The organism is Bradyrhizobium sp. BRP19 (assembly GCF_020194195.1).
Lineage (GTDB): Bacteria > Pseudomonadota > Alphaproteobacteria > Rhizobiales > Xanthobacteraceae > Bradyrhizobium > Bradyrhizobium yuanmingense.
The window spans coordinates 710811-729208 of sequence record NZ_JADYVZ010000002.1 but is presented as its reverse complement, the minus strand read 5'-3'; the positions used below and the strand labels follow the sequence as shown (position 1 = coordinate 729208).

Annotated in this window: 14 protein-coding genes and 1 tRNA gene; 9 read left to right on the top strand and 6 right to left on the bottom strand. The window is 64.1% G+C overall.

Annotation, left to right across the window (positions count from 1 at the left end):
• Positions 1-245 precede the first annotated feature (245 nt).
• Both I6F36_RS09295 and I6F36_RS09290 read left to right on the top strand, forming a co-directional pair.
• Positions 246-692 (top strand): MaoC family dehydratase, encoded by a 447-nt coding sequence (locus I6F36_RS09295; protein ID WP_036001252.1) that lies wholly within the window; start codon positions 246-248, stop codon positions 690-692.
• A gap of 86 nt (positions 693-778) precedes the next feature.
• Positions 779-1291 carry a hypothetical protein gene (locus I6F36_RS09290; RefSeq protein ID WP_036001249.1) on the top strand — a complete coding sequence of 171 codons (513 nt, stop codon included), beginning with the start codon at positions 779-781 and terminating at the stop codon, positions 1289-1291.
• 36 nt (positions 1292-1327) lie between these two features.
• On the opposite strand, the gene I6F36_RS09285 is transcribed toward I6F36_RS09290, so the two are convergent.
• Together I6F36_RS09285 and I6F36_RS09280 are read right to left on the bottom strand one after the other, a co-directional pair.
• Entirely contained in the window at positions 1328-4516 is a 3189-nt protein-coding gene (locus tag I6F36_RS09285) for an efflux RND transporter permease subunit (RefSeq protein WP_225125816.1), read from the bottom strand.
• Between the two features lie 182 nt (positions 4517-4698).
• On the bottom strand, positions 4699-5943 hold the full coding sequence (locus I6F36_RS09280; protein WP_036001246.1) for an efflux RND transporter periplasmic adaptor subunit: 1245 nt from the start codon (positions 5941-5943) through the stop codon (positions 4699-4701).
• Between the two features lie 199 nt (positions 5944-6142).
• Here I6F36_RS09280 and I6F36_RS09275 point away from each other — a divergent pair, with 199 nt between their 5' ends.
• Positions 6143-6745, top strand: coding sequence for a TetR/AcrR family transcriptional regulator (locus I6F36_RS09275; RefSeq protein ID WP_036001244.1), 603 nt, complete (start codon positions 6143-6145; stop codon positions 6743-6745).
• A 64-nt stretch (positions 6746-6809) separates the two neighbouring features.
• Here I6F36_RS09275 and I6F36_RS09270 read toward each other — a convergent pair whose 3' ends face one another.
• On the bottom strand, positions 6810-7394 hold the full coding sequence (locus I6F36_RS09270; protein WP_036001240.1) for a DUF1349 domain-containing protein: 585 nt from the start codon (positions 7392-7394) through the stop codon (positions 6810-6812).
• Between the two features lie 509 nt (positions 7395-7903).
• On the opposite strand from I6F36_RS09270, the gene I6F36_RS09265 reads away from it, so the two are divergent.
• The 6 genes from I6F36_RS09265 (at position 7904) to I6F36_RS09240 (ending at position 13252) form a co-directional block, all read left to right on the top strand.
• Positions 7904-9121, top strand: coding sequence for a multidrug effflux MFS transporter (locus I6F36_RS09265; RefSeq protein WP_036001237.1), 1218 nt, complete (start codon positions 7904-7906; stop codon positions 9119-9121).
• A 15-nt stretch (positions 9122-9136) separates the two neighbouring features.
• Entirely contained in the window at positions 9137-10534 is a 1398-nt protein-coding gene (gene guaD / locus I6F36_RS09260; protein ID WP_225125813.1) for a guanine deaminase, read from the top strand.
• A gap of 15 nt (positions 10535-10549) precedes the next feature.
• Positions 10550-11533, top strand: a complete 984-nt coding sequence (locus tag I6F36_RS09255) for an antibiotic biosynthesis monooxygenase (protein WP_225171318.1) — start codon at positions 10550-10552, stop codon at positions 11531-11533.
• 52 nt (positions 11534-11585) lie between these two features.
• Positions 11586-12488: a ribonuclease Z gene (gene rnz, locus I6F36_RS09250; protein WP_225171317.1), complete on the top strand. Its 903-nt coding sequence runs from the start codon at positions 11586-11588 to the stop codon at positions 12486-12488.
• Between the two features lie 158 nt (positions 12489-12646).
• Positions 12647-12720: transfer RNA gene (locus I6F36_RS09245), tRNA-Gln, on the top strand.
• Between the two features lie 169 nt (positions 12721-12889).
• On the top strand, positions 12890-13252 hold the full coding sequence (locus I6F36_RS09240; protein WP_225171316.1) for a DUF1428 domain-containing protein: 363 nt from the start codon (positions 12890-12892) through the stop codon (positions 13250-13252).
• Between the two features lie 10 nt (positions 13253-13262).
• Here I6F36_RS09240 and I6F36_RS09235 read toward each other — a convergent pair whose 3' ends face one another.
• Genes I6F36_RS09235 through I6F36_RS09225 form a run of 3 tightly spaced genes read right to left on the bottom strand, consistent with a single transcriptional unit; the run spans position 13263 to position 18202 of the window.
• Complete coding sequence (locus I6F36_RS09235) at positions 13263-13829, bottom strand: invasion associated locus B family protein (protein ID WP_036022432.1); 567 nt, start codon at positions 13827-13829, stop codon at positions 13263-13265.
• Between the two features lie 60 nt (positions 13830-13889).
• The gene (locus I6F36_RS09230; protein WP_036022406.1) at positions 13890-17033 is read right to left on the bottom strand and encodes a multidrug efflux RND transporter permease subunit; all 3144 of its coding nucleotides are present in this window, start codon (positions 17031-17033) and stop codon (positions 13890-13892) included.
• Positions 17030-18202: an efflux RND transporter periplasmic adaptor subunit gene (locus I6F36_RS09225; RefSeq protein ID WP_225171315.1), complete on the bottom strand. Its 1173-nt coding sequence runs from the start codon at positions 18200-18202 to the stop codon at positions 17030-17032. Before I6F36_RS09225 ends, I6F36_RS09230 begins: the two co-directional genes overlap by 4 nt.
• Positions 18203-18398 lie beyond the last annotated feature (196 nt).

Genomic DNA, 18398 nt, shown 5'->3' with positions numbered 1-18398 from the left:
GATTCTGGCAGCACGAATATTCGTAGATCAGGTCGAGGATGAACTGCATGGTGGCCGTCCCTGTATTTATTTTGACAACTACTTAAGCGGCCATCTGTTTCAGGCGTGTTTCGTCGCATCGGGAAAGGGGTTTCGTCAGGAACCTTGCGCTGGTTTGTGCGCTGCGGGCCCGCTATATCCCTCATGGCTCAGTCGATTTTGAGCCGTCTCTTCGGGAGCGGCACGTCATTTTGCGAGGCAAAATCATGGCGCAGGTCGAGTGGTTCGACGATCTCACCATCGGAATGCAGTTCAAATCCCCCGAAGTCGTGGTCACCGAGGCCGACATCAAGCGCTTTGCCGCCGAGTTCGATCCGCAGCCGATGCATCTCGACCACGAGGCGGCGAAGCAGACCCTGTTCAAGGGGCTTGCCGCCTCGGGATGGCACACCGCCGCGATCGCGATGAACCTTGCGATCCAGACCCGTCCGTTCGGCCCGCATCCGCTGATCGGCGCCGGGGTGGACGGCCTGCGCTGGACCATGCCGGTGCGGCCCAACGACCGCCTGCATCTGGTCGGCGAGGTCATGAGCCTGACGCCGTCGAAATCGAAGCCGCAAGGCATCGCTCTGGTGAAATGGACCATGTTCAACCAGAACGGCGAGGAGGTTTACACCTTCACTCCGATCGCGATCGTGCCGCGGCGGGGATAGGACGGCCGCCGGCCGTTCGCCTCGCCCTCTTGCGAGCCGCCGGGAGAGGTGGTCATCTCGGCGCGGGGAACGCGCTGGAGGCCGACATGAAACGATCTCTTCTTGCCGCCGGAATTCTCGCTTGCGTCTTGAGCGCAACCGCCTCGAGCTCGAGGCCCGCGCTTGCGCAACAATCCAAAGTCGGCGACTGGACCATCGAGAAGCGGGCGCAGGACACCCATTGCAATGCCAGCCGCGGCTACAAGGACAAGGATGACGAGAACCGCGACTACGTCATCGTGATCACCTATTCCGAGCAGGCGATCGTGATCGTGATGATCTACGACGGTTGGGAATGGGACAAGGCCGGTGAGATCCTCCGGGCCGATGTCGGCACCGACGATGCCGACATCATGAAGAAGGCCAAGTGGGAGGTCATGGACAAGACGACGGTGCGCGGCATCTTCGCATACGACCAGTCGATCATGGACCGCCTCGCGAAGGCCAAGCGCCTCACGCTGGACTTCGAGGACGACGACGATGACAGCATCGAGATGCAGATCCCGCGGGCCGGCGAGGCGCTGGCGGCGCTGAAATTCTGCGAGGAGAACCGGAAATGATGGTCCCGCCGGGGGCGTGCCGCGGCGGGACGCTGTTCACTCGGCAGGCCCCTGGACCGGCGCTGCGCTGATGTCGCTGCCGTGATGAACCAGCGGCTTCATGCCGGTGACGGTTCTAAGCAGCACATAGAACACCGGCGTCAGGAACAGGCCGAACACGGTGACGCCGATCATGCCCGAGAACACGGCAACGCCCATGGCGCGCCGCATCTCCGAGCCCGCGCCGGTCGAGAGCACCAGCGGCAGCACGCCCATGATGAACGCCATCGACGTCATCAGGATCGGGCGTAGCCGCAAGCGGCTGGCTTCGATCGCAGCCCGGATCGGCGTGCGCCCGGCGAATTCGAGCTCGCGCGCGAATTCGACGATCAGGATCGCGTTCTTGGCGGAGAGGCCGACCAGCACGATGAGGCCGATCTGGGTGAAGACGTTGTTGTCGCCCTTGGAGATCCAGACGCCGAACATCGCGGCGAGCAAGCCCATCGGCACGATCATGATGATCGATAGCGGCAGGGTCAGGCTCTCATAGAGCGCGGCCAGCACCAGGAACACCAGCAGGATCGCCAGCGGAAACACCCAGATGCCGGAATTGCCGGCGATGAACTCCTGATAGGTCAGGTCGGTCCATTCGAAGGCAAAGCCCGGCGGCAGCACCTCCGCCGCGATCCGCGTCGCCGCTTCCTGCGCCTGGCCCGATGAAAAGCCCGGCGCAGCCGCCGCGTTGATGTCGGACGACAGGAAGCCGTTGTAGCGGATCGCGCGCTCCGGCCCCGCGCTCTGGCGGATGTTGAGCAGCGCCGACAATGGCACCATGTCGCCGGACGACGAGCGCACCTTCAACTGCCTGATGTCGTCGGCGCGGGCGCGGAACGGTGCGTCGGCCTGGACGCGGACCGAATAGGTGCGGCCGAACTTGTTGAAGTCGTTGACGTAGTAGGAGCCGAGGTAGATTTGCAGCGTGTTGAACACCTCGGTGACGGGCACGCCCAGCTGCAGCGCTTTGGTGCGGTCGATGTCGGCGAACAGCTGCGGCACGTTGACCTGGAAGCTGGAGAACACGCCGGCGATCTCCGGCGCCTTCTGCATCGCCGCCATGAAAGCGTTGGTGGCCTCATTCAGGGCGTCATAGCCGAGACCGGCGCGGTCCTCGATCTGCAGCTTGAAGCCGCCGATGGTGCCGAGGCCGTTGACCGGCGGCGGCGGGAACATGGCGATGAAGGCTTCCTGGATGCCGGCATATTTCTTGTTCAGCTCGGCCGCGATCGCAGGGCCGCTGAGCGAGGGATCCTTGCGCTCGTCGAACGGCTTCAGCGTCGAGAACACGATGCCGGCATTGGATGAGTTGGTGAAGCCGGAGATCGACAGGCCCGGGAAGGCTACCGAGCTCTCGACACCGGGCTGGGTCAGCGCGATGTCGCTCATCCTGCGGATCACCTCTTCGCTGCGGTCGAGCGTGGCGCCGTCGGGCAGGCGGGCAAAGCCGACGAGGTACTGTTTGTCTTGGCCCGGCACGAATCCACCAGGCACCTGCTGGAACAGAAATGCGGTGAGTCCGACGAGGACCACATAAAGGCCCATCATCGCGGACTTACGCGAGATCACCTTGCCGACGCTGCCGCTGTAGTTCTCCGAGGACCGCGTGAACGCCTTGTTGAACCCGCGGAAGAACCAGCCGAGGCTCTTCTCCATGATCAGCGTCAGCCGGTCCTTCGGCTCGTTGTGGCCCTTGAGCAGCAGCGCCGACAACGCCGGAGACAGCGTCAGGGAATTGATGGCCGAGATCACCGTCGAGATCGCGATCGTTAGCGCGAACTGCTTGTAGAACTGTCCCGTGAGGCCGGAGATGAAGGCGAGCGGCACGAACACCGCGATCAGCACCAGCGCGATCGCGATGATCGGGCCCGAGACCTCGCGCATGGCCTGATAGGTGGCATCGCGCGGCGACAGCCCGGACTCGATGTTGCGCTCCACGTTCTCGACCACGACGATGGCGTCGTCGACGACGATGCCGATGGCGAGCACCAGGCCGAACAGGGTGAGCGCGTTGATCGAGAAGCCGAACACGTGCATCACGGCGAAGGTGCCGACGATCGACACCGGCACGGCCAGCAGGGGGATGATCGAAGCCCGCCAGGTCTGGAGGAACAGGATCACCACCAGCACCACGAGAGCGATGGCTTCCAACAGCGTGTGGATGACGGCTTCGATCGAGGAGCGAACGAACTGAGTCGGGTCGTAGACGATCTGGTAGGACACGCCCTCCGGCATGTTCTTCTTGATCTCCGCCATGGTGGCGCGGACGTTGTCGGAGATCTGCAGCGCGTTGGAGCCGGGCGCCTGGGAGATCGGGATTGCCACCGCATGCTTGTTGTCGAGCAGCGAGCGCAGGCCGTATTCGGACGCGCCGAGCTCGATGCGCGCGACATCGCGCAGACGAACGACCTCGCCGCGCGTGCCGGTCTTGACCACGATGTCGCCGAACTGCTCCTCGTTGGCGAGCCGGCCTTCGGCATTGACCGAGAGCTGGAGATCGATGCCTTTGACGTTCGGAGAGGAGCCGACCACGCCGGCGGCAGCCTCGACGTTCTGCGCCTGGATGGCGCGCACGATGTCGCTTGCGGTCAGGCCGTGCTCGGCCGCCTTCTGCGGATCGACCCAGACCCGCATCGAATAGTCGCCGGCGCCATAGAGCTGGACGTCGCCGACGCCGTCGATCCGCGCCAGCCGGTCCTTGACGTTGAGCACGGCATAGTTGCGCAAATACGTCATGTCGTAGCGGCCGTTCGGCGACAACAGATGCACCACCATGGTGAGGTCGGGCGAGGACTTCTTGGTGATGATGCCGAGCTGGCGCACCACGGCCGGCAGGCGCGGCTCGGCCTGCTGCACGCGGTTCTGCACCAGCTGCGTCGCCTTGTCGGGATCGGTGCCGAGCCGGAACGTCACCGTCAGCGTCATCGCGCCGTCGGTGGTCGCCTGGCTCGACATGTAGAGCATGTTCTCGACGCCGTTGATCTGCTCCTCGATCGGGGTCGCCACTGTCTCCGCGATAACCTTGGGGTTGGCGCCGGGATAGGTCGCGCGCACCACGACGGAGGGCGGCACGACGTCCGGATATTCCGAGATCGGCATCGCGAACAGCGAGATCAGGCCGGCAAGGAAGATCAGGACCGACAGCACGCCGGCGAAAATCGGACGATCGATGAAGAACTTTGACAGATTCATGGCCTTGCCCCTGGGCAATATTCTGATGTTCTCCGAGACCTCCACTCGTCATTCCGGGGCGCGCGAAGCGCGAACCCGGAATCCAGAGGTGATGTGTTCGGAGTTTCGTACGCTCGAGATTCTCAGGTGCGCAATTGCGCACCGTAGTTCGCGCGATGCGCGCCCCGGGATTACGGGGTGCATTAACGCTGCACCACGTCCTGGTTGCTGTGGTTCGACGCCTGCTGCGGCCCCCGTGCACCCATCGCCGCCACCTCCGTCTTGAGGAGGGCTCCCGGACGCACGCGTTGCAGACCATTGACGACGATGCGGTCGCCGGACTTCAGGCCCGAGGTGACGATGCGAAGCCCATCGACCGCGCCGCCGAGCGTGACCGGCCGGTAGACGGCGCGGCTGTCGTCGCCGACTGCCATCACGAACTTCTTGTCCTGGTCGGTGCCGATCGCGCGCTCGTCGATCATCACCAGCGCCTGTTGCTTCGGCTGGCCCATGCGCACGCGCGCGAACTGGCCGGGGATGAGACGCCCATCGTCGTTGCGGAACACCGCGCGGACACGGATGGTGCCGCTCTGGCCGTTGACCTGGTTGTCGATGAGCTGGATGTTGCCCTTCGCGGACAAGCCGCCCGAGGTCGTCATCTCGACCGGGATCTGGTCGAGCTTGCCGCGTTGGCCGGAAGCATCGGCGATCGAGTTCAGCGCGCGCAGCACCACCTCTTCGTCCGCATCGAACGAGGCGTAGATCGGATTGACCGAGACCAGCGAGGTCAGCACCGGCGAGGCGGTGCCGGCGGCGACGAGATTGCCGACGGTGACCTCGATCTTGCCGACGCGGCCATCCACGGGCGCGCGCACTTCGGTGTAGTCGAGATTGAGCTTTGCGGTCTGCAGCGTCGCCTCGGCCGCCTTGACGTTGGCGATCGCTTCGCGATTGGCGTTGTCGCGCTGGTCGTAGTCCCGCCGGGTGACCACGGCGTTGCCGACGAGCTGTGCGCCACGCTCGAGTTCGCTTTGGGTGAAGACGACGCGCGCTTTGGCGGCCTCGAGCTGGGCGGCAGCTTTGTCGACCTCGGCCGCATAGGGGGCGGGATCAATCTTGAACAGCACGTCGCCGGCCTTCACCAGCGCGCCCTCGGTGAAGTTCGCCGACATGATCGCACCCGCAACGCGGGGGCGGAGCTCGACACGGTTGATCGCCTCGAGCCGGCCGGAGAAATCGTCCCACAGCACGGTCTGCCGCGGCTCGATCATCGCGACGGTGACGGAAACGGCTTGTTCAGCTGCGGCCGCCGGTGCGGTCGCTTGCGCCGCATGAAAATAGCGGCCGGTCACGATCGAGCCGGCCGCGGCGAGGGCGCCCACGATGGCGACGCCGCCCAGAAGGCGGCGGAAATGGCCGGTACGGGAGGTATTTTGGGAGGGATGCATTTGCGCGCTCCAGATATGTAGTGTTCACTACAGATGTGGAGCTGGATACCGCAGTGCAAGATACTTATGTACCAATCACTAAGAAAATTGTACGCCGATACCGCGACGATTGGAAGACACAAGAAAAAGAAAGCTAGAACAAATAGATAGGATCCGGCGTTAGGCTGAGACAGCACGCCGAATCCGAGGAGACAGGCACATGGGCATGGGACGCCCCCGCGAATTCGACGCCGAAACGGCGTTGGACCAGGCGATGGAAGTGTTTTGGCGCCATGGCTATGAGGGCGCGACCATTGCCCAGCTCACGGAGGCCATGGGCATCAATCCGCCCAGTCTCTACGCCTGCTTCGGCAACAAGGAAGGCCTGCTGAAGGCTGCGCTCGACCGCTACACCACGCTGCGCAACATCTGGATGGACGAGGTGGTCGCAGCGCCCACCGCTCGCCAGGTGGCGGAGCGGATGCTGATGGGCATCGCCGACAAGCAGACCGATCCCGCCAATCCGCCCGGCTGCCTGCTCGTGCAGGGCGGCATCGCCTGCGGCACCGGCTCAGAAAACGTCCCCTTCGAGCTCGCCGCCCGCCGCGCCCAGAACGAGGACCAGCTCCGCGACCGTTTCGTCCGGGCCAAGGCGGAGGGCGATCTCAAGGAGAGCGCCGATCCGGCCGCGCTCGCGCGCTATGTCTCGGCGGTGGCGGTCGGCATGGGCGTGATGGCGTCTTCAGGCGCCGATCGTGAAGCGCTGCGGCAGGTCGCTGATGTCGCCGTGCAGGCGGTGGAAGCGCAGTCGGCCAGGGGGTAGAGACGAGTGGCCTGCGCTGAACGACGATCTGCCCGCTCGGGAGCGCGATAGATCGCAAGGCCGCTTAGCTCAGGTCGTGAAGGTCCTTTCCAAGCGGCGGTGTCAGACGAAAGTTCGAGAACACGACTTCCAGTCCCGCCCGCTCGGGCGTGCAGGCCATCGGGCCCACAAGATAGGAGCTTGCTGCCGGAAACGGCGCTAGCCGCATGAGAGGCCAGGTCTTGCCATCGGCCGAGACTTGTAGACGAAGGACGCCGTCGGCGACGGTTGCGCGGACCCAGAAGTCTCCGGCATCATGCTCATAGGGTGCCGTTGCCCAGTCCGATCGCCCGTCGGTTAGCACGCTTGCAAGCATGGCGCGGCCGTCCGACAGTTCGATGCCGGCCTTGACCCAATGTCGCGCGTCGATGCGCACCATGATGCCCGCCTGATCGTAGAGCGCCTGGAAGTCGCCCTGTACACGTAAGCTGGCGGTGAATGCCTCGCCGGTTGGAAAGCCCAGGAAATGCCCGCTGTCACGATAAAAGCCGTAGTGGGTTTCTCGCCAGAAATCGGTGCCTTTGTCCGTCACGACCTGGAGGCGATCGTCCTCTGCCGTCCATCGTTTCGGTTCGTTCAACCACACGCCGTCACTTCTGAGGAGAGTCATTTCCAACCTCGATTGCCGATGCCTGCCGTGGCTCGATCCATCTGCCGGACAAGCATGGCCTCGTGCAAACTGCGATCGGGCGCGTGCATAGAGTTCAGCCTCGCGCCATCGACAGTGGTGCCGATGTCGAGGCCGGCTCACGTTTGATAGCAGCCATGGCTTCCGACCGGTTAACGGCGTCGGCGCGAGTTGCGAATTCACGATCGGCGATCATGCAACTTTGCGCCTGTTCTGCCCGACGTGTCAAACGGCCCTCGCCGGCAGGACCCGCACCATGCGGCGCGAAATTCTTCAATGATTCGTACTGTGCATGGGGTTGTTTTCGCATTTTTGTTTGACTGTGCCCGGAGCCTGATCATCCAGCGCCGCGAACCGTATCGATACGGGAACTCCTAAGAGTTTTTACATACAGTTCTGGCACGTTCCGTGCGTGAATATCCGCAACCTGCATCGTGTCTCATTGCGCGCACGAAAAGATGGGGCCTGCGGGCATCGAGGGGGCGTAAGCCATGACTGCACTTGCTTCGGACGCCGGTCGCGCCAGGAGTGGGATCGTGCCGATCCTGTTGTGCGTCGTGCCGTTCAGCCAGATTCCGCTCGATGCCTATACGCCGGGCCTGCCACAGATGGTGGTGGATCTCGCAGCTGACGCGGCGTCGATGCAGAACACCGTCACCGCTTACATGCTCGGCATGTCTCTGGCGCTGGTGCCGGTCGGTATCGCCTCGGACACTCTCGGCCGCCGCAACGTGCTGCTCGCAGGCCTGTCGGTCCTGATCGCGATGAGCATCGCCTGTGCGATGGCCACCAGCGCCTCGCTGCTGCTCGGCTTGCGCTTCCTGCAAGGCATCGGCGGCTGCACTTGTCTCGTCGTCGCCTATGCGGTCGCAGCCGATTGTTTCCGCGGCCGCGAGCTCACCGCGATCTCCGGCTTGTTGGGTGCCGCCTGGGGCCTTGCGCCGGTGCTGGCGCCGGCAGCCGGTGGCTTCATCGTCGAGCTGACCTCGTGGCGCGGCGTCTTCGTCGTCATTGCCGTCGCCGCGGCGATCGTCGCCGCGATCGTCGCATTTCTTCTGCCCGAAACATTGCCGGCAGAGCGGCGCGCGCCGTTCGATCCGCGCCGCACTGCCGGTATTTTGCGCGATGCGCTGGTCCGCCCGGGCTTCCTCGCCTTCGTGCTGGTGTTTGCCGCGGCGGCCAGCGCGCAGCTGGCGTTCGGCGTCGTCGCGCCGTTCTTCTACCAGACCGGTCTCGGCTATTCGGCGGCCATCTACGGCCTCGTCGCACTCGGGCTTGGCGGGGTCAATCTCGCCGGCGAGCTCGGCTGCGCGCATTTCGCGCGCGTCATGCCGGCGCGCTTGCTGGGCTTCGGCGCCTTCGCGCTGTTCCTCGCCGGCTCTGCGGTCCTGAGCGTAACGGGCATGACCCTAGGTCTGGATTTTACGTCGATCACGATCGGCGGCGCGCTGGTGCTCGGCGGCTGCGGCGTGCTGTGCCCGATGATGTACGGCATGGCGCTTGGCCTGTTCGAACGCGACCATGGCCTGGTTGGCGGCCTCATCAGCGCGCTCTGCTATCTCGCCGTGAGCGGTGCCATGGCGATCACGGCGGTGTTGCCCGAAGCGACACAGGCGCCGATCGGATGGCTTTATCTCGGGCTCTGCGCCATTGCGGGGACGCTGCTCGCGATCTCGCTGCCGTCGGCGCGCCAAGCGACACACAGTTAAATAAGGAACCAAATCATGACCACGGTCGGAATTCGCGGCACGTTCTTCGATTTCGTCGACGATCCCTGGAAGCACGTCGGCAACGAGCCGGCCGCCGCGCGCTTTCACCAGGATGGTCTCATGGTCGTCACTGACGGCGTGATCAAGGCGTTCGGTCCTTATGACAAGATTGCCGCCGCCCATCCGGGCGTCGAGGTCACCCACATCAAGGACCGCATCATCGTTCCCGGCTTCATCGACGGCCACATCCATCTGCCGCAGACGCGCGTGTTAGGGGCCTATGGTGAGCAGCTCCTGCCGTGGCTGCAGAAATGGGTCTACCCGGAAGAGCTCAAATACCGGGATCGCGACTACGCGCGCGAGGGCGTGAAGCGTTTCCTCGATGCGCTGCTCGCCTCAGGCACCACCACCTGCCAGGCCTTCACGAGCTCCTCGCCTGTTTCGACCGAGGAGTTGTTCGAGGAAGCGAGCAGGCGCAACATGCGCGTCATCGCGGGCCTCACCGGGATCGATCGCAACGCGCCGGCCGATTTCATCGACACGCCGGAAAATTTCTATCGCGACAGCAAGCGGCTGATCGCGCAGTACCACAACAAGGGCCGCAATCTCTACGCCATCACGCCGCGCTTCGCCTTTGGTGCCTCGCCGGAATTGCTGAGAGCGTGTCAGCGTCTCAAGCACGAGCATCCGGACTGCTGGGTCAACACCCATATCTCCGAGAATCCGGCCGAATGCAGCGGCGTGCTGGTCGAGCATCCGGACTGCCAGGATTATCTCGGTGTCTACGAGAAGTTCGACCTGGTCGGTCCGAAATTCTCCGGCGGCCACGGCGTCTATCTCTCCAACAACGAGTTCCGCCGCATGTCGAAGAAGGGCGCGGCGGTGGTGTTCTGCCCGTGCTCGAATCTGTTCCTCGGCAGTGGCCTGTTCCGCCTCGGCCGCGCCACCGATCCCGAGCATCGCGTCAAGATGTCGTTCGGCACCGATGTCGGCGGCGGCAACCGCTTCTCGATGATCTCCGTGCTCGACGACGCCTACAAGGTCGGCATGTGCAACAACACGCTGCTCGACGGCAGCATCGATCCCGCGCGCAAGGACCTCGCGGAAGCCGAGCGCAACAAGCTCTCGCCCTATCGCGGTTTCTGGTCGATCACGCTCGGCGGCGCCGAAGGCCTCTACATCGACGACAAGCTCGGCAACTTCGAGCCGGGCAAGGAGGCCGATTTCGTCGCGCTCGATCCGAACGGCGGGCAGGTCGCGCAAGCGTGGCATCAATCGCTGATCGCCGACGGCGCCGGCCCGCGCACGATGGACGAGGCCGCGAGCATGCTGTTCGCCGTCATGATGGTCGGCGACGATCGCTGCGTCGACGAGACCTGGGTGATGGGCAAGCGGCTCTACAAGAAAGGCTGAGGCGGACCGCTGCCAATGAGCGCATCTCCTGAAACAACCGGCCAGCCGGTCGCTCTTGTCATTCAGCGCCGCATCGCCGACGACGGCTTTGCTGCGTTCGCCCGGTGGAACGGTGAGGTCGGCGAGGTGCTCAAGGCCTGGCCAGGCTTCCTCAGCCTTGAAGTGGTGCCGCCGCAACCGCCGGCGCATGTGGACTGGGTGACGATCCTGCGTTTCGCGAGCCCGGCTGCGGCACGTGCCTGGCTGCAGAGCGAGGTGCGGGCGAAGTTGATCGCGGAGGTGCAGCGCTTCTTCGTCGGTTCGGAGGACGTCCATATCCTGCCCGACACCGGCGTCCCGCGCGACAGCGCGGTCTCGGCCGTCATCTCATTCAAAGTCCCTGATGGACTCGAGGACGCGTTCCTGAAATGGCAGCAGCGCATCCAGGCAGCGGAGGCCGAGTTCAAGGGATTTCTGCGGCACAAGGTCGAGCGGCCGATTCCGGGCCTGCATGACGAATGGATCATCATCCTGTCTTTCGACAGCGATGCCAATCTCAATGCCTGGCTCGACTCGCCGTTGCGGCAGACGCTGCTGAAGGAGGGCGCGCGCTTCAACGCCGGCATGAACGTGAAACGGGCGAGCTACGGCTTCAACTTCTGGTTCCCGGCCGGCAAGACGTCGGCGCCCGAGCAAGGGCCCGGTTTCATCTGGAAGAGCAACCTGATCGTCCTCCTGGTTCTCTATCCCGTGGTCTACCTCTGGGGTACTTTCATCAGCGCGCCCCTGATCGACAGAAACGGCGTGCCGGTCTGGCTGTCGCTGTTCATCGGCAATCTCGTCAGCACGCAGCTGCTCGGCTGGTGGCTGGTGCCCGCCGCCTTCAAGGCGCTCGACTGGTGGGTGACGCCGAAGGCGACGATCAGTCGCCAGATCGCGGGGTACGTGCTGCTCGCCGTGCTCTATGCCGGGTCGATGGGCCTGTACGCGCTGCTGCTCGCGTGGCATTGGGGACGGTGAGACCGTCAACCGTATCGACGCGGAGAAGGACGGTCGCTGGACATCGACGACCATGTTCGCCCTGACGTTTCTCGGGACATCGGCGAGCGTTCCCTCGGCGGAGCGCAACCATCCGGCACTCCTTGTGGAAGCCGCAGGCAAGCGCGTCCTGGTCGATTGCGGCGAGGGCACGCAGCGCCAGCTGCTGCGCAGCGGCGCCGGCTTCCGGCGGCTCGACCGCATCCTGCTCACCCACGCCCATCTCGACCACGTGCTCGGCATCCCCGGATTGTTCTCGACCCTCGGCTTGCGGCAGACGTCCGAGATAATGACCGTTCACGGCGGCGCGGGCACGCTCGACCTCGTCACCCGCATGCTCGCCGGCCTGTGGGGCGCGGGCAGGGCGCCGATCGCCGTCCAGTTCGAAGCGCTGACCGAGGGACGAGCTATCGATACCGGTGAATTCGCCGTTGACTGTTTTCCGGTCCGCCACCGCGACACCGACAGCTTCGGCTTCATCTTCCAAAGCCCCGCGCGCCGTCATCTGCGGCCTGATCGCCTCATCGCGCTGGGTGTCCCCGACGGCCCGTTGCGCGGCGAGTTGGCCGCCGGCCGACCGATCGTGCTTGCCGACCGAACTATCGATCCGGAAGACGTCCTCGGTCCGCCGAGCGGCGGCAGCAAGCTCGTCGTGATCGGCGACACCGAGACCACCGATGGATTGTCGCAATACGTGGCCGGCGCCGACATGCTGGTGATCGAGGCGACGTTCCTCGATCGCGACGCGCCGACCGCGCGGAATTACGGCCATCTCACCGCGGCAGAAGCGGCCTCCTTTGCCGCCGCGAACGAGGTCGGACAGCTCGTGCTGACGCATATGTCGGGACGCTACGAAGACGCAGAGATTCTCGCCGAGGCGGCAAAAATCTTCCCGAACACCCGGATCGCCGCAGACTTCGACCACATCGTCGTCTGATCAAACGCGCCCTGACCCGATCCGTCCACCGCAGCGCTTGCCAGCCCAGATGCGAGCGGGTAGAAGGCTGCCACGCCTGAGCCGCGATTAGCGCGATGCGCTTCCCGGCCACAGTCGAACAAATCAAGCAGGCCTTTGAATTTGTTCGACTATTCCGTTGGGGAATGGTGTAACGGTAGCACAACAGACTCTGACTCTGTTTGTCTTGGTTCGAATCCAGGTTCCCCAGCCAGTTCCGGGCGCTTTCCCAAGGTATGGTTCCGGTCCTGGGCAGGATGGCAGGCAGGTTGATGGGCTGCCTCGTTGCTCGCGACGGTTTGCCTCACCTAGTATTTGCATTTCCAAGTCGGATCGCCGCGCGCTGTATCGTCCTTGGGCTGGACAACTCAAGGAGATCCACAATGCCCTATGTCGATGGTTTCATTCTCGCCGTGCCGAAGGCCAACATCGAGGCTTACAAGGCGCTGGCGACGCAAGCCTGCGCCATCTGGATGGAGCACGGCGCGCTCGATTATGTCGAATGCATCGGCGATGACGTTCCCTATGGAGAGCTCACCTCGTTTCCGCGCGCGGTGATCGCGAAGGAGGACGAGATCGTGGTGTTCGCCTGGATCGTCTATCGGGACCGCGAGAGCCGCGATGCCATCAACAAGAAGGTGATGGCGGACCCGCGCATCAAATTCGAGGGCATGCCGTTCGACGGCAAGCGCATGATCTATGGCGGCTTCACAACGCTGCTTCGGGCGAGTGACATCGTGACGTGAGGCGTGCCCGCTACTTGATCTTGTCGTAGGCCGCCGCGAAATCGCCGAGCGGCATCGGGATCGCGATGGTCTCCTTGGCCATGTTCTGAAAAGAGACCTTCAGCTGCTTGCCCGACCGCAAGGCGGCGAGCAGGTCCGGCGCAACCGGGGTCGAGGCGTAGCAGCCGCGATTCTCGCAGGTCTGGATCTGGAGATCGAACGTCTTGCCTTCGTCGATCTGGAGCTTGGCCCCGACCGGAAGGTTGAGGCCGAGCGGCAATTGCAGAAGCGCGATCGGCGTGCGGGTGTCGGGCGCGATGCGGATGTTGATCAGGACGACGGTCTGGCCCGTCTTGGTCAGCACCGCGTTCTGCTCCATCGCGCATTCGAGCGGCGCGTCGCGGCTTGCGCTGGTGCAGCGGACGATCCAGCCGGGCTGTCCGGAAGCACCGTCAGCCTGCGCCTGTGTCGGGGCAGGCGCGGGCTGCGCGGCCGGGGCGGGCGCGGCGTTCTTCTTGGCGCCCTGCTGGGCGTGTGCTGCGCCCGCTGACAACAGGACAGCAGCGACAAGGGCGACAAGTCTGGATTGCACAGGCATGGGAAACCGCATTTGCGAACCGGGGTCTCGCTGTAGCGTCGCGGCAGGCGCGGCGCAAGCTTACTCGGCGGCTTCCTTGACGCTGCCGTGCTCGGGCGTCTCCTCGCCTTCGTCGTCCGAACGGCCCCAGGTCGAGAACCAGTTGTTGAGCTTGTCGAGGTAGAGATAGACGACCGGCGTGGTGAACAGCGTCAGCGCCTGACTGACGATCAGGCCGCCGACCATGGCGTAGCCGAGCGGCTGGCGGATTTCGGCGCCGGTGCCGTGGCCGAGCATGAGGGGCACGCCGCCGAGCAGGGCCGCCATCGTCGTCATCATGATCGGGCGGAAGCGCAGCAGTGCGGCCTGGCGGATCGATTCCTCCGGCGTCTTGTGCTCGTCGCGCTCGGCGGCAATCGCGAAGTCCACCATCATGATGCCGTTCTTCTTCACGATGCCGATCAGGAGGATGATGCCGATCAGCGCGATCAGGCTGAAGTCGAATCCGGCCGCCATCAGGATCGCGAGCGCGCCGACGCCGGCCGAGGGTAGCGTCGACAAAATCGTGATCGGATGGATGTAGCTCTCGTAGAGAATGCCGAGGATCAGATAGACCACGACCAGCGCGGCGAGGATCAGGAGCGGCACGGTGCCGAGCGATTGCTGGAATGCCTGCGCGGTGCCCTGGAAGCTCGAATTCAGCGTGGGCGGCGTCCCGAGCTCCGCCATCGCCTTCTGCACGGCCTCGGTGGCCTGGCCGAGCGCGACGCCTTGCGCGAGATTGAAGCTGATCGTGATCGACGGGAACTGGCCTTGATGGCTGATCGAGAGCGGGCGGACCGGATCGGTGGTCCAGCTCGCGAAGGTCGACAGCGGCACCTGGTCGCCGGTCAGCGGCGATTTCACGTAGAGCTTGTTTAGCGTCTCGAGATCGCCCTGCATCTCCGGCAGGACTTCCAGGATCACCTTGTAGGTGTTGAGCTGCGTGAAATATTGCGTGACCTGCCGCTGTCCGAAGGAATCATACAGCGTATCGTCGATCAGCTGGGGCTGGATGCCGTAGCGGGCGGCGGTGTCGCGGTTGATCTTGAGCTGGACCGTCGTGCCCTGCGTCTGCTGGTCGGTCGCGACGTCGCGCAGCTCCGGCAGTGTCTGCATCTTGCCAAGGATCTTCGGCGCCCATTCGTTCAGCTCGTCCAGATTGGCGTCTTGCAGCGTGAATTCGAACTGAGTGCGCGTGGGTCGACCGCCGAGCCGCACGTCCTGGGCCGCCTGCATGTAGAGGCGGGCGCCCTGGACCTTGTCGAACTGCGGACGCAGACGCGCGATAATCTGCTGGGCCGAAGCGTCACGCTCATTGCGCGGCTTCAGCGTGATGAACAGGTTGCCGTTGTTGCCGGCACGGCCGCTGCCGCCGATCGACATGGCAACGCTGGCAACGTCGGGATCGGCCAGGATGATCTTCCCGAGTTGCTCCTGGCGTCTCACCATCTCCTTGAACGAGATGTCCTGCGAGGCTTCGGACGTGGCCGTGATCAGGCCGACGTCCTGCTGCGGGAAGAAGCCCTTGGGGATCAGCACGAACAGGTAGATCGACAGGCCGAGCGTGACGAAGAAGATCGCGAGCGTGGTGCGCCGCCAGGCGAGGGCGTGATCGAGCACATATTCGTAGCCGCGCAGCATCGCGTCGAAGGCGCGCTCGCTCCATTGATAGAAGCGGCCGTGCTGCACCTCACCATGGGCACGCAGGAAGCGTGAGGCCATCATCGGTGTCAGCGTCAGCGATACGAACATCGAAACGAAGATAGTCATCGCCAGCACCACGGCGAATTCGCGGAACAGGCGCCCGATAATGCCGCCCATCAGGAGCAGCGGGATCAGCACCGCGACCAGCGAGATGCTGATGGAGACGATCGTGAAGCCGATTTCCTTGGAGCCCTTGAAGGCGGCCTCCATCGGCGAGTCGCCTTCCTCGATGTAGCGCGTGATGTTCTCGAGCATCACGATGGCGTCGTCGACCACGAAACCGACTGCGATGGTGAGCGCCATCAGCGACAGATTGTCGAGCGAATAGCCCACCGGCCACATCAGGGCGCACGCGCCCAGCAGCGCCAGCGGAACCGTGACGGTAGGAATGACCGTCGCCCAGAAGCTGCGCAGGAAGATGAAGATGACCATGACCACGAGCACAATGGTCAAGAGCAGCGTGAACTGGACGTCCTCGACCGCGGCACGGATGGTCGCGGTGCGGTCGCTGATGAGCTCGATCTTGATCGCGGGCGGGATCGCCGCCACGAGACGAGGGAGGGTCGCCTTGATCCTGTCGACGGTTTCGATGACGTTGGCGCCGGGCTGCTTGAAGATCACCAGGAACACGCCGCGCTTGCCGTTGGCCCACGCCGCCTGCTTGGCGTCTTCGGCAGCGGTGACCGCTTGGCCGATATCGCGGATTCGCAACGGAGCGCCGTTGCGATAGGCGATGATGACGTCGTTCCAGTCCTTCGCGTGGGTGAGCTGGTCGTTGGCGTAGATCGTATAGGCCCGCTTCTCGCCGTCGATATTGCCCTTGGGGCTGTCGACCGTGGTGATCGCGATCTGGCTGCGGATATCCTCCATCGACAAGCCCTTGGCGACCAGCTTTGCGGGATCGACCTGAATGCGGATCGAGGGTTTCTGCTGGCCGCCGATGAAGACCTGGGCGACGCCCGAGAGCTGGCTGATCTGCTGGGCGAGCTGGGTGTCGACGGCATCGCTGACGCTGGTCAGCGGCAGCGTCTCCGATGTCGCCGACAGTAGCAGGATCGGCGCGTCGGCGGGGTTGACCTTGCGGTAGGTCGGGGGCGACGGCAGGTTCCTCGGCAACTGGCCGCTGGCCGCGTTGATGGCACCCTGTACGTCGTTGGCGGCGCCGTCGATGTTGCGGTTGAGGTCGAATTGGATGGTGATCGACGCCGTGCCCAGATAGCTCGTCGAGGTCATCTGCGCGATGCCAGGAATCTGGGCGAATTGCCGCTCGAGCGGCTGCGCCACCGACGAAGCCATGGTCTCGGGGCTGCCGCCGGGCAAATTGGCGGTGACCTGAATGGTCGGAAAGTCCACCTGCGGCAGGGGCGCGACCGGGAGCAGGGGATAGGCGACCAGGCCGACGAAGAGAATGCCGGCCATCAGCAGCGAGGTGCCGATGGGATATCGGATGAAAGGCGCCGAAATCCCGCCCCCGATCATTGCTGTCGAACCTTGTTCTGGGTCGGATCCGAGCTTGCTACCGCCGTCGACACCAGGCTTCCGGGCTGCACCTTGAACTGTCCGCCGACGATCACCTGCTGACCGGGGCTCAATCCTTCCTCGATGACCGAATGACCGTCGATGCCATAGCTGACCTTGATCTGGTGCAGTTCGGCCTTGTTGTCCTGGTTGACCGTATAGGCATAGAGTCCGTTGGTGGAGCGCTGGACCGCGTCATCCGGAACGACCGTCGCATCCTTCAGCGTTCGCACCAGGAGCCGCGTCGAGACCGATTGCCCCGGCCACAGCGTTCTTTCCTTGTTGTCGAACACCGCCTTGAGCCGGATCGTGCCGCTGGTCGCGTCGACCTGGTTGTTGATCACCGCGAGCTTGCCCTCGGCCAGCGTCCTCTTGCCGTCGGTGGTGAAGGCGATCACCTTGAGCGCGCCGGCCTTCTGGCCCTCGCTGATATAGGGGAGCTGGTCTTCCGGCGCGGTGAAGATCACGGCGATCGGCTCGACCTGCGAGATCGTGACGATGGCGGTCTGCGACGAAGCGTTGACGATGTTGCCGATGTCGACCTGACGCAGGCCTGCCACGCCGGTGATCGGCGCCTTGATCTGGGTGTAATCGAGCTGGGTCTGGGCGTTGGAGATCGCGGCATCGTCGGCGGCGATCTGGGCGGTGAGCTGAGCGACGGTGGAGCGCTGTGTGTCGACGCGCTGGGCGGTGGCGAATTCGCCGAGCTTCGTGGCGCGCTGGAGCTCGAGATTGGCGTTGGCGAGACTGGCCTCGTCCTGCGCCTTCTTGGCCTTGGCTTGGTCGAGCGTGGCCTGATAGGGGCGGGGATCGATCGAAACCAGGAGATCGCCCTGCTTGACGATCTGGCCTTCCCTAAATTCGAGCCTGTCGATCTGGCCATCCACACGGCTTCGGACCTGGACCGTGTTAAAGCCCTGAACCGTGCCGAGACCAGTGAGATAGACCGGAAAGTCGGTCTTCTGAACCGGCGCAACGCTGACCGGGACGGCGGAGGGGCGAGGCGGGCCTTTTTGTGCGGTCTGGGTTTTTCCAGCCTCGGACGTGCCGAATTTCTGCCAACCATAATAGCCCGCAGAAGCCACGGCCGCGATGATCAGAAGCCAAAGGATCGGCCGGGACTTGTTCATGTCGTCTCGTGTCGGCTCGTATGCCCTCGGCTACGAATATCGGGGCAATCGTACGGTTCCAGCATGATGTATAATACACGCCAACTTCCAGAGTAAACAGCACTATCGGGTGAGAATCCTAAACAATTGGAAAGCTTTGCACCGTGTAGGCAGCTCGTTGGCGCGGCGACGTGCAATGCCGCGTTTTCCCGCCGCG

Bases quoted from the DNA above. Each gene is read 5' to 3' on its own strand.
- I6F36_RS09270 (WP_036001240.1), bottom strand. From the start codon at position 7,394: ATGACTCTCCTCAGAAGTGACGGCGTGTGGTTGAACGAACCGAAACGA.
- I6F36_RS09230 (WP_036022406.1), bottom strand. From the start codon at position 17,033: ATGATCGGGGGCGGGATTTCGGCGCCTTTCATCCGATATCCCATCGGC.
- I6F36_RS09285 (WP_225125816.1), bottom strand. From the start codon at position 4,516: ATGAATCTGTCAAAGTTCTTCATCGATCGTCCGATTTTCGCCGGCGTG.
- I6F36_RS09290 (WP_036001249.1), top strand. From the start codon at position 779: ATGAAACGATCTCTTCTTGCCGCCGGAATTCTCGCTTGCGTCTTGAGC.
- guaD (WP_225125813.1), top strand. From the start codon at position 9,137: ATGACCACGGTCGGAATTCGCGGCACGTTCTTCGATTTCGTCGACGAT.
- I6F36_RS09265 (WP_036001237.1), top strand. From the start codon at position 7,904: ATGACTGCACTTGCTTCGGACGCCGGTCGCGCCAGGAGTGGGATCGTG.
- I6F36_RS09235 (WP_036022432.1), bottom strand. From the start codon at position 13,829: ATGCCTGTGCAATCCAGACTTGTCGCCCTTGTCGCTGCTGTCCTGTTG.
- I6F36_RS09280 (WP_036001246.1), bottom strand. From the start codon at position 5,943: ATGCATCCCTCCCAAAATACCTCCCGTACCGGCCATTTCCGCCGCCTT.
- I6F36_RS09240 (WP_225171316.1), top strand. From the start codon at position 12,890: ATGCCCTATGTCGATGGTTTCATTCTCGCCGTGCCGAAGGCCAACATC.
- I6F36_RS09275 (WP_036001244.1), top strand. From the start codon at position 6,143: ATGGGCATGGGACGCCCCCGCGAATTCGACGCCGAAACGGCGTTGGAC.
- I6F36_RS09255 (WP_225171318.1), top strand. From the start codon at position 10,550: ATGAGCGCATCTCCTGAAACAACCGGCCAGCCGGTCGCTCTTGTCATT.
- I6F36_RS09225 (WP_225171315.1), bottom strand. From the start codon at position 18,202: ATGAACAAGTCCCGGCCGATCCTTTGGCTTCTGATCATCGCGGCCGTG.
- I6F36_RS09295 (WP_036001252.1), top strand. From the start codon at position 246: ATGGCGCAGGTCGAGTGGTTCGACGATCTCACCATCGGAATGCAGTTC.
- rnz (WP_225171317.1), top strand. From the start codon at position 11,586: ATGTTCGCCCTGACGTTTCTCGGGACATCGGCGAGCGTTCCCTCGGCG.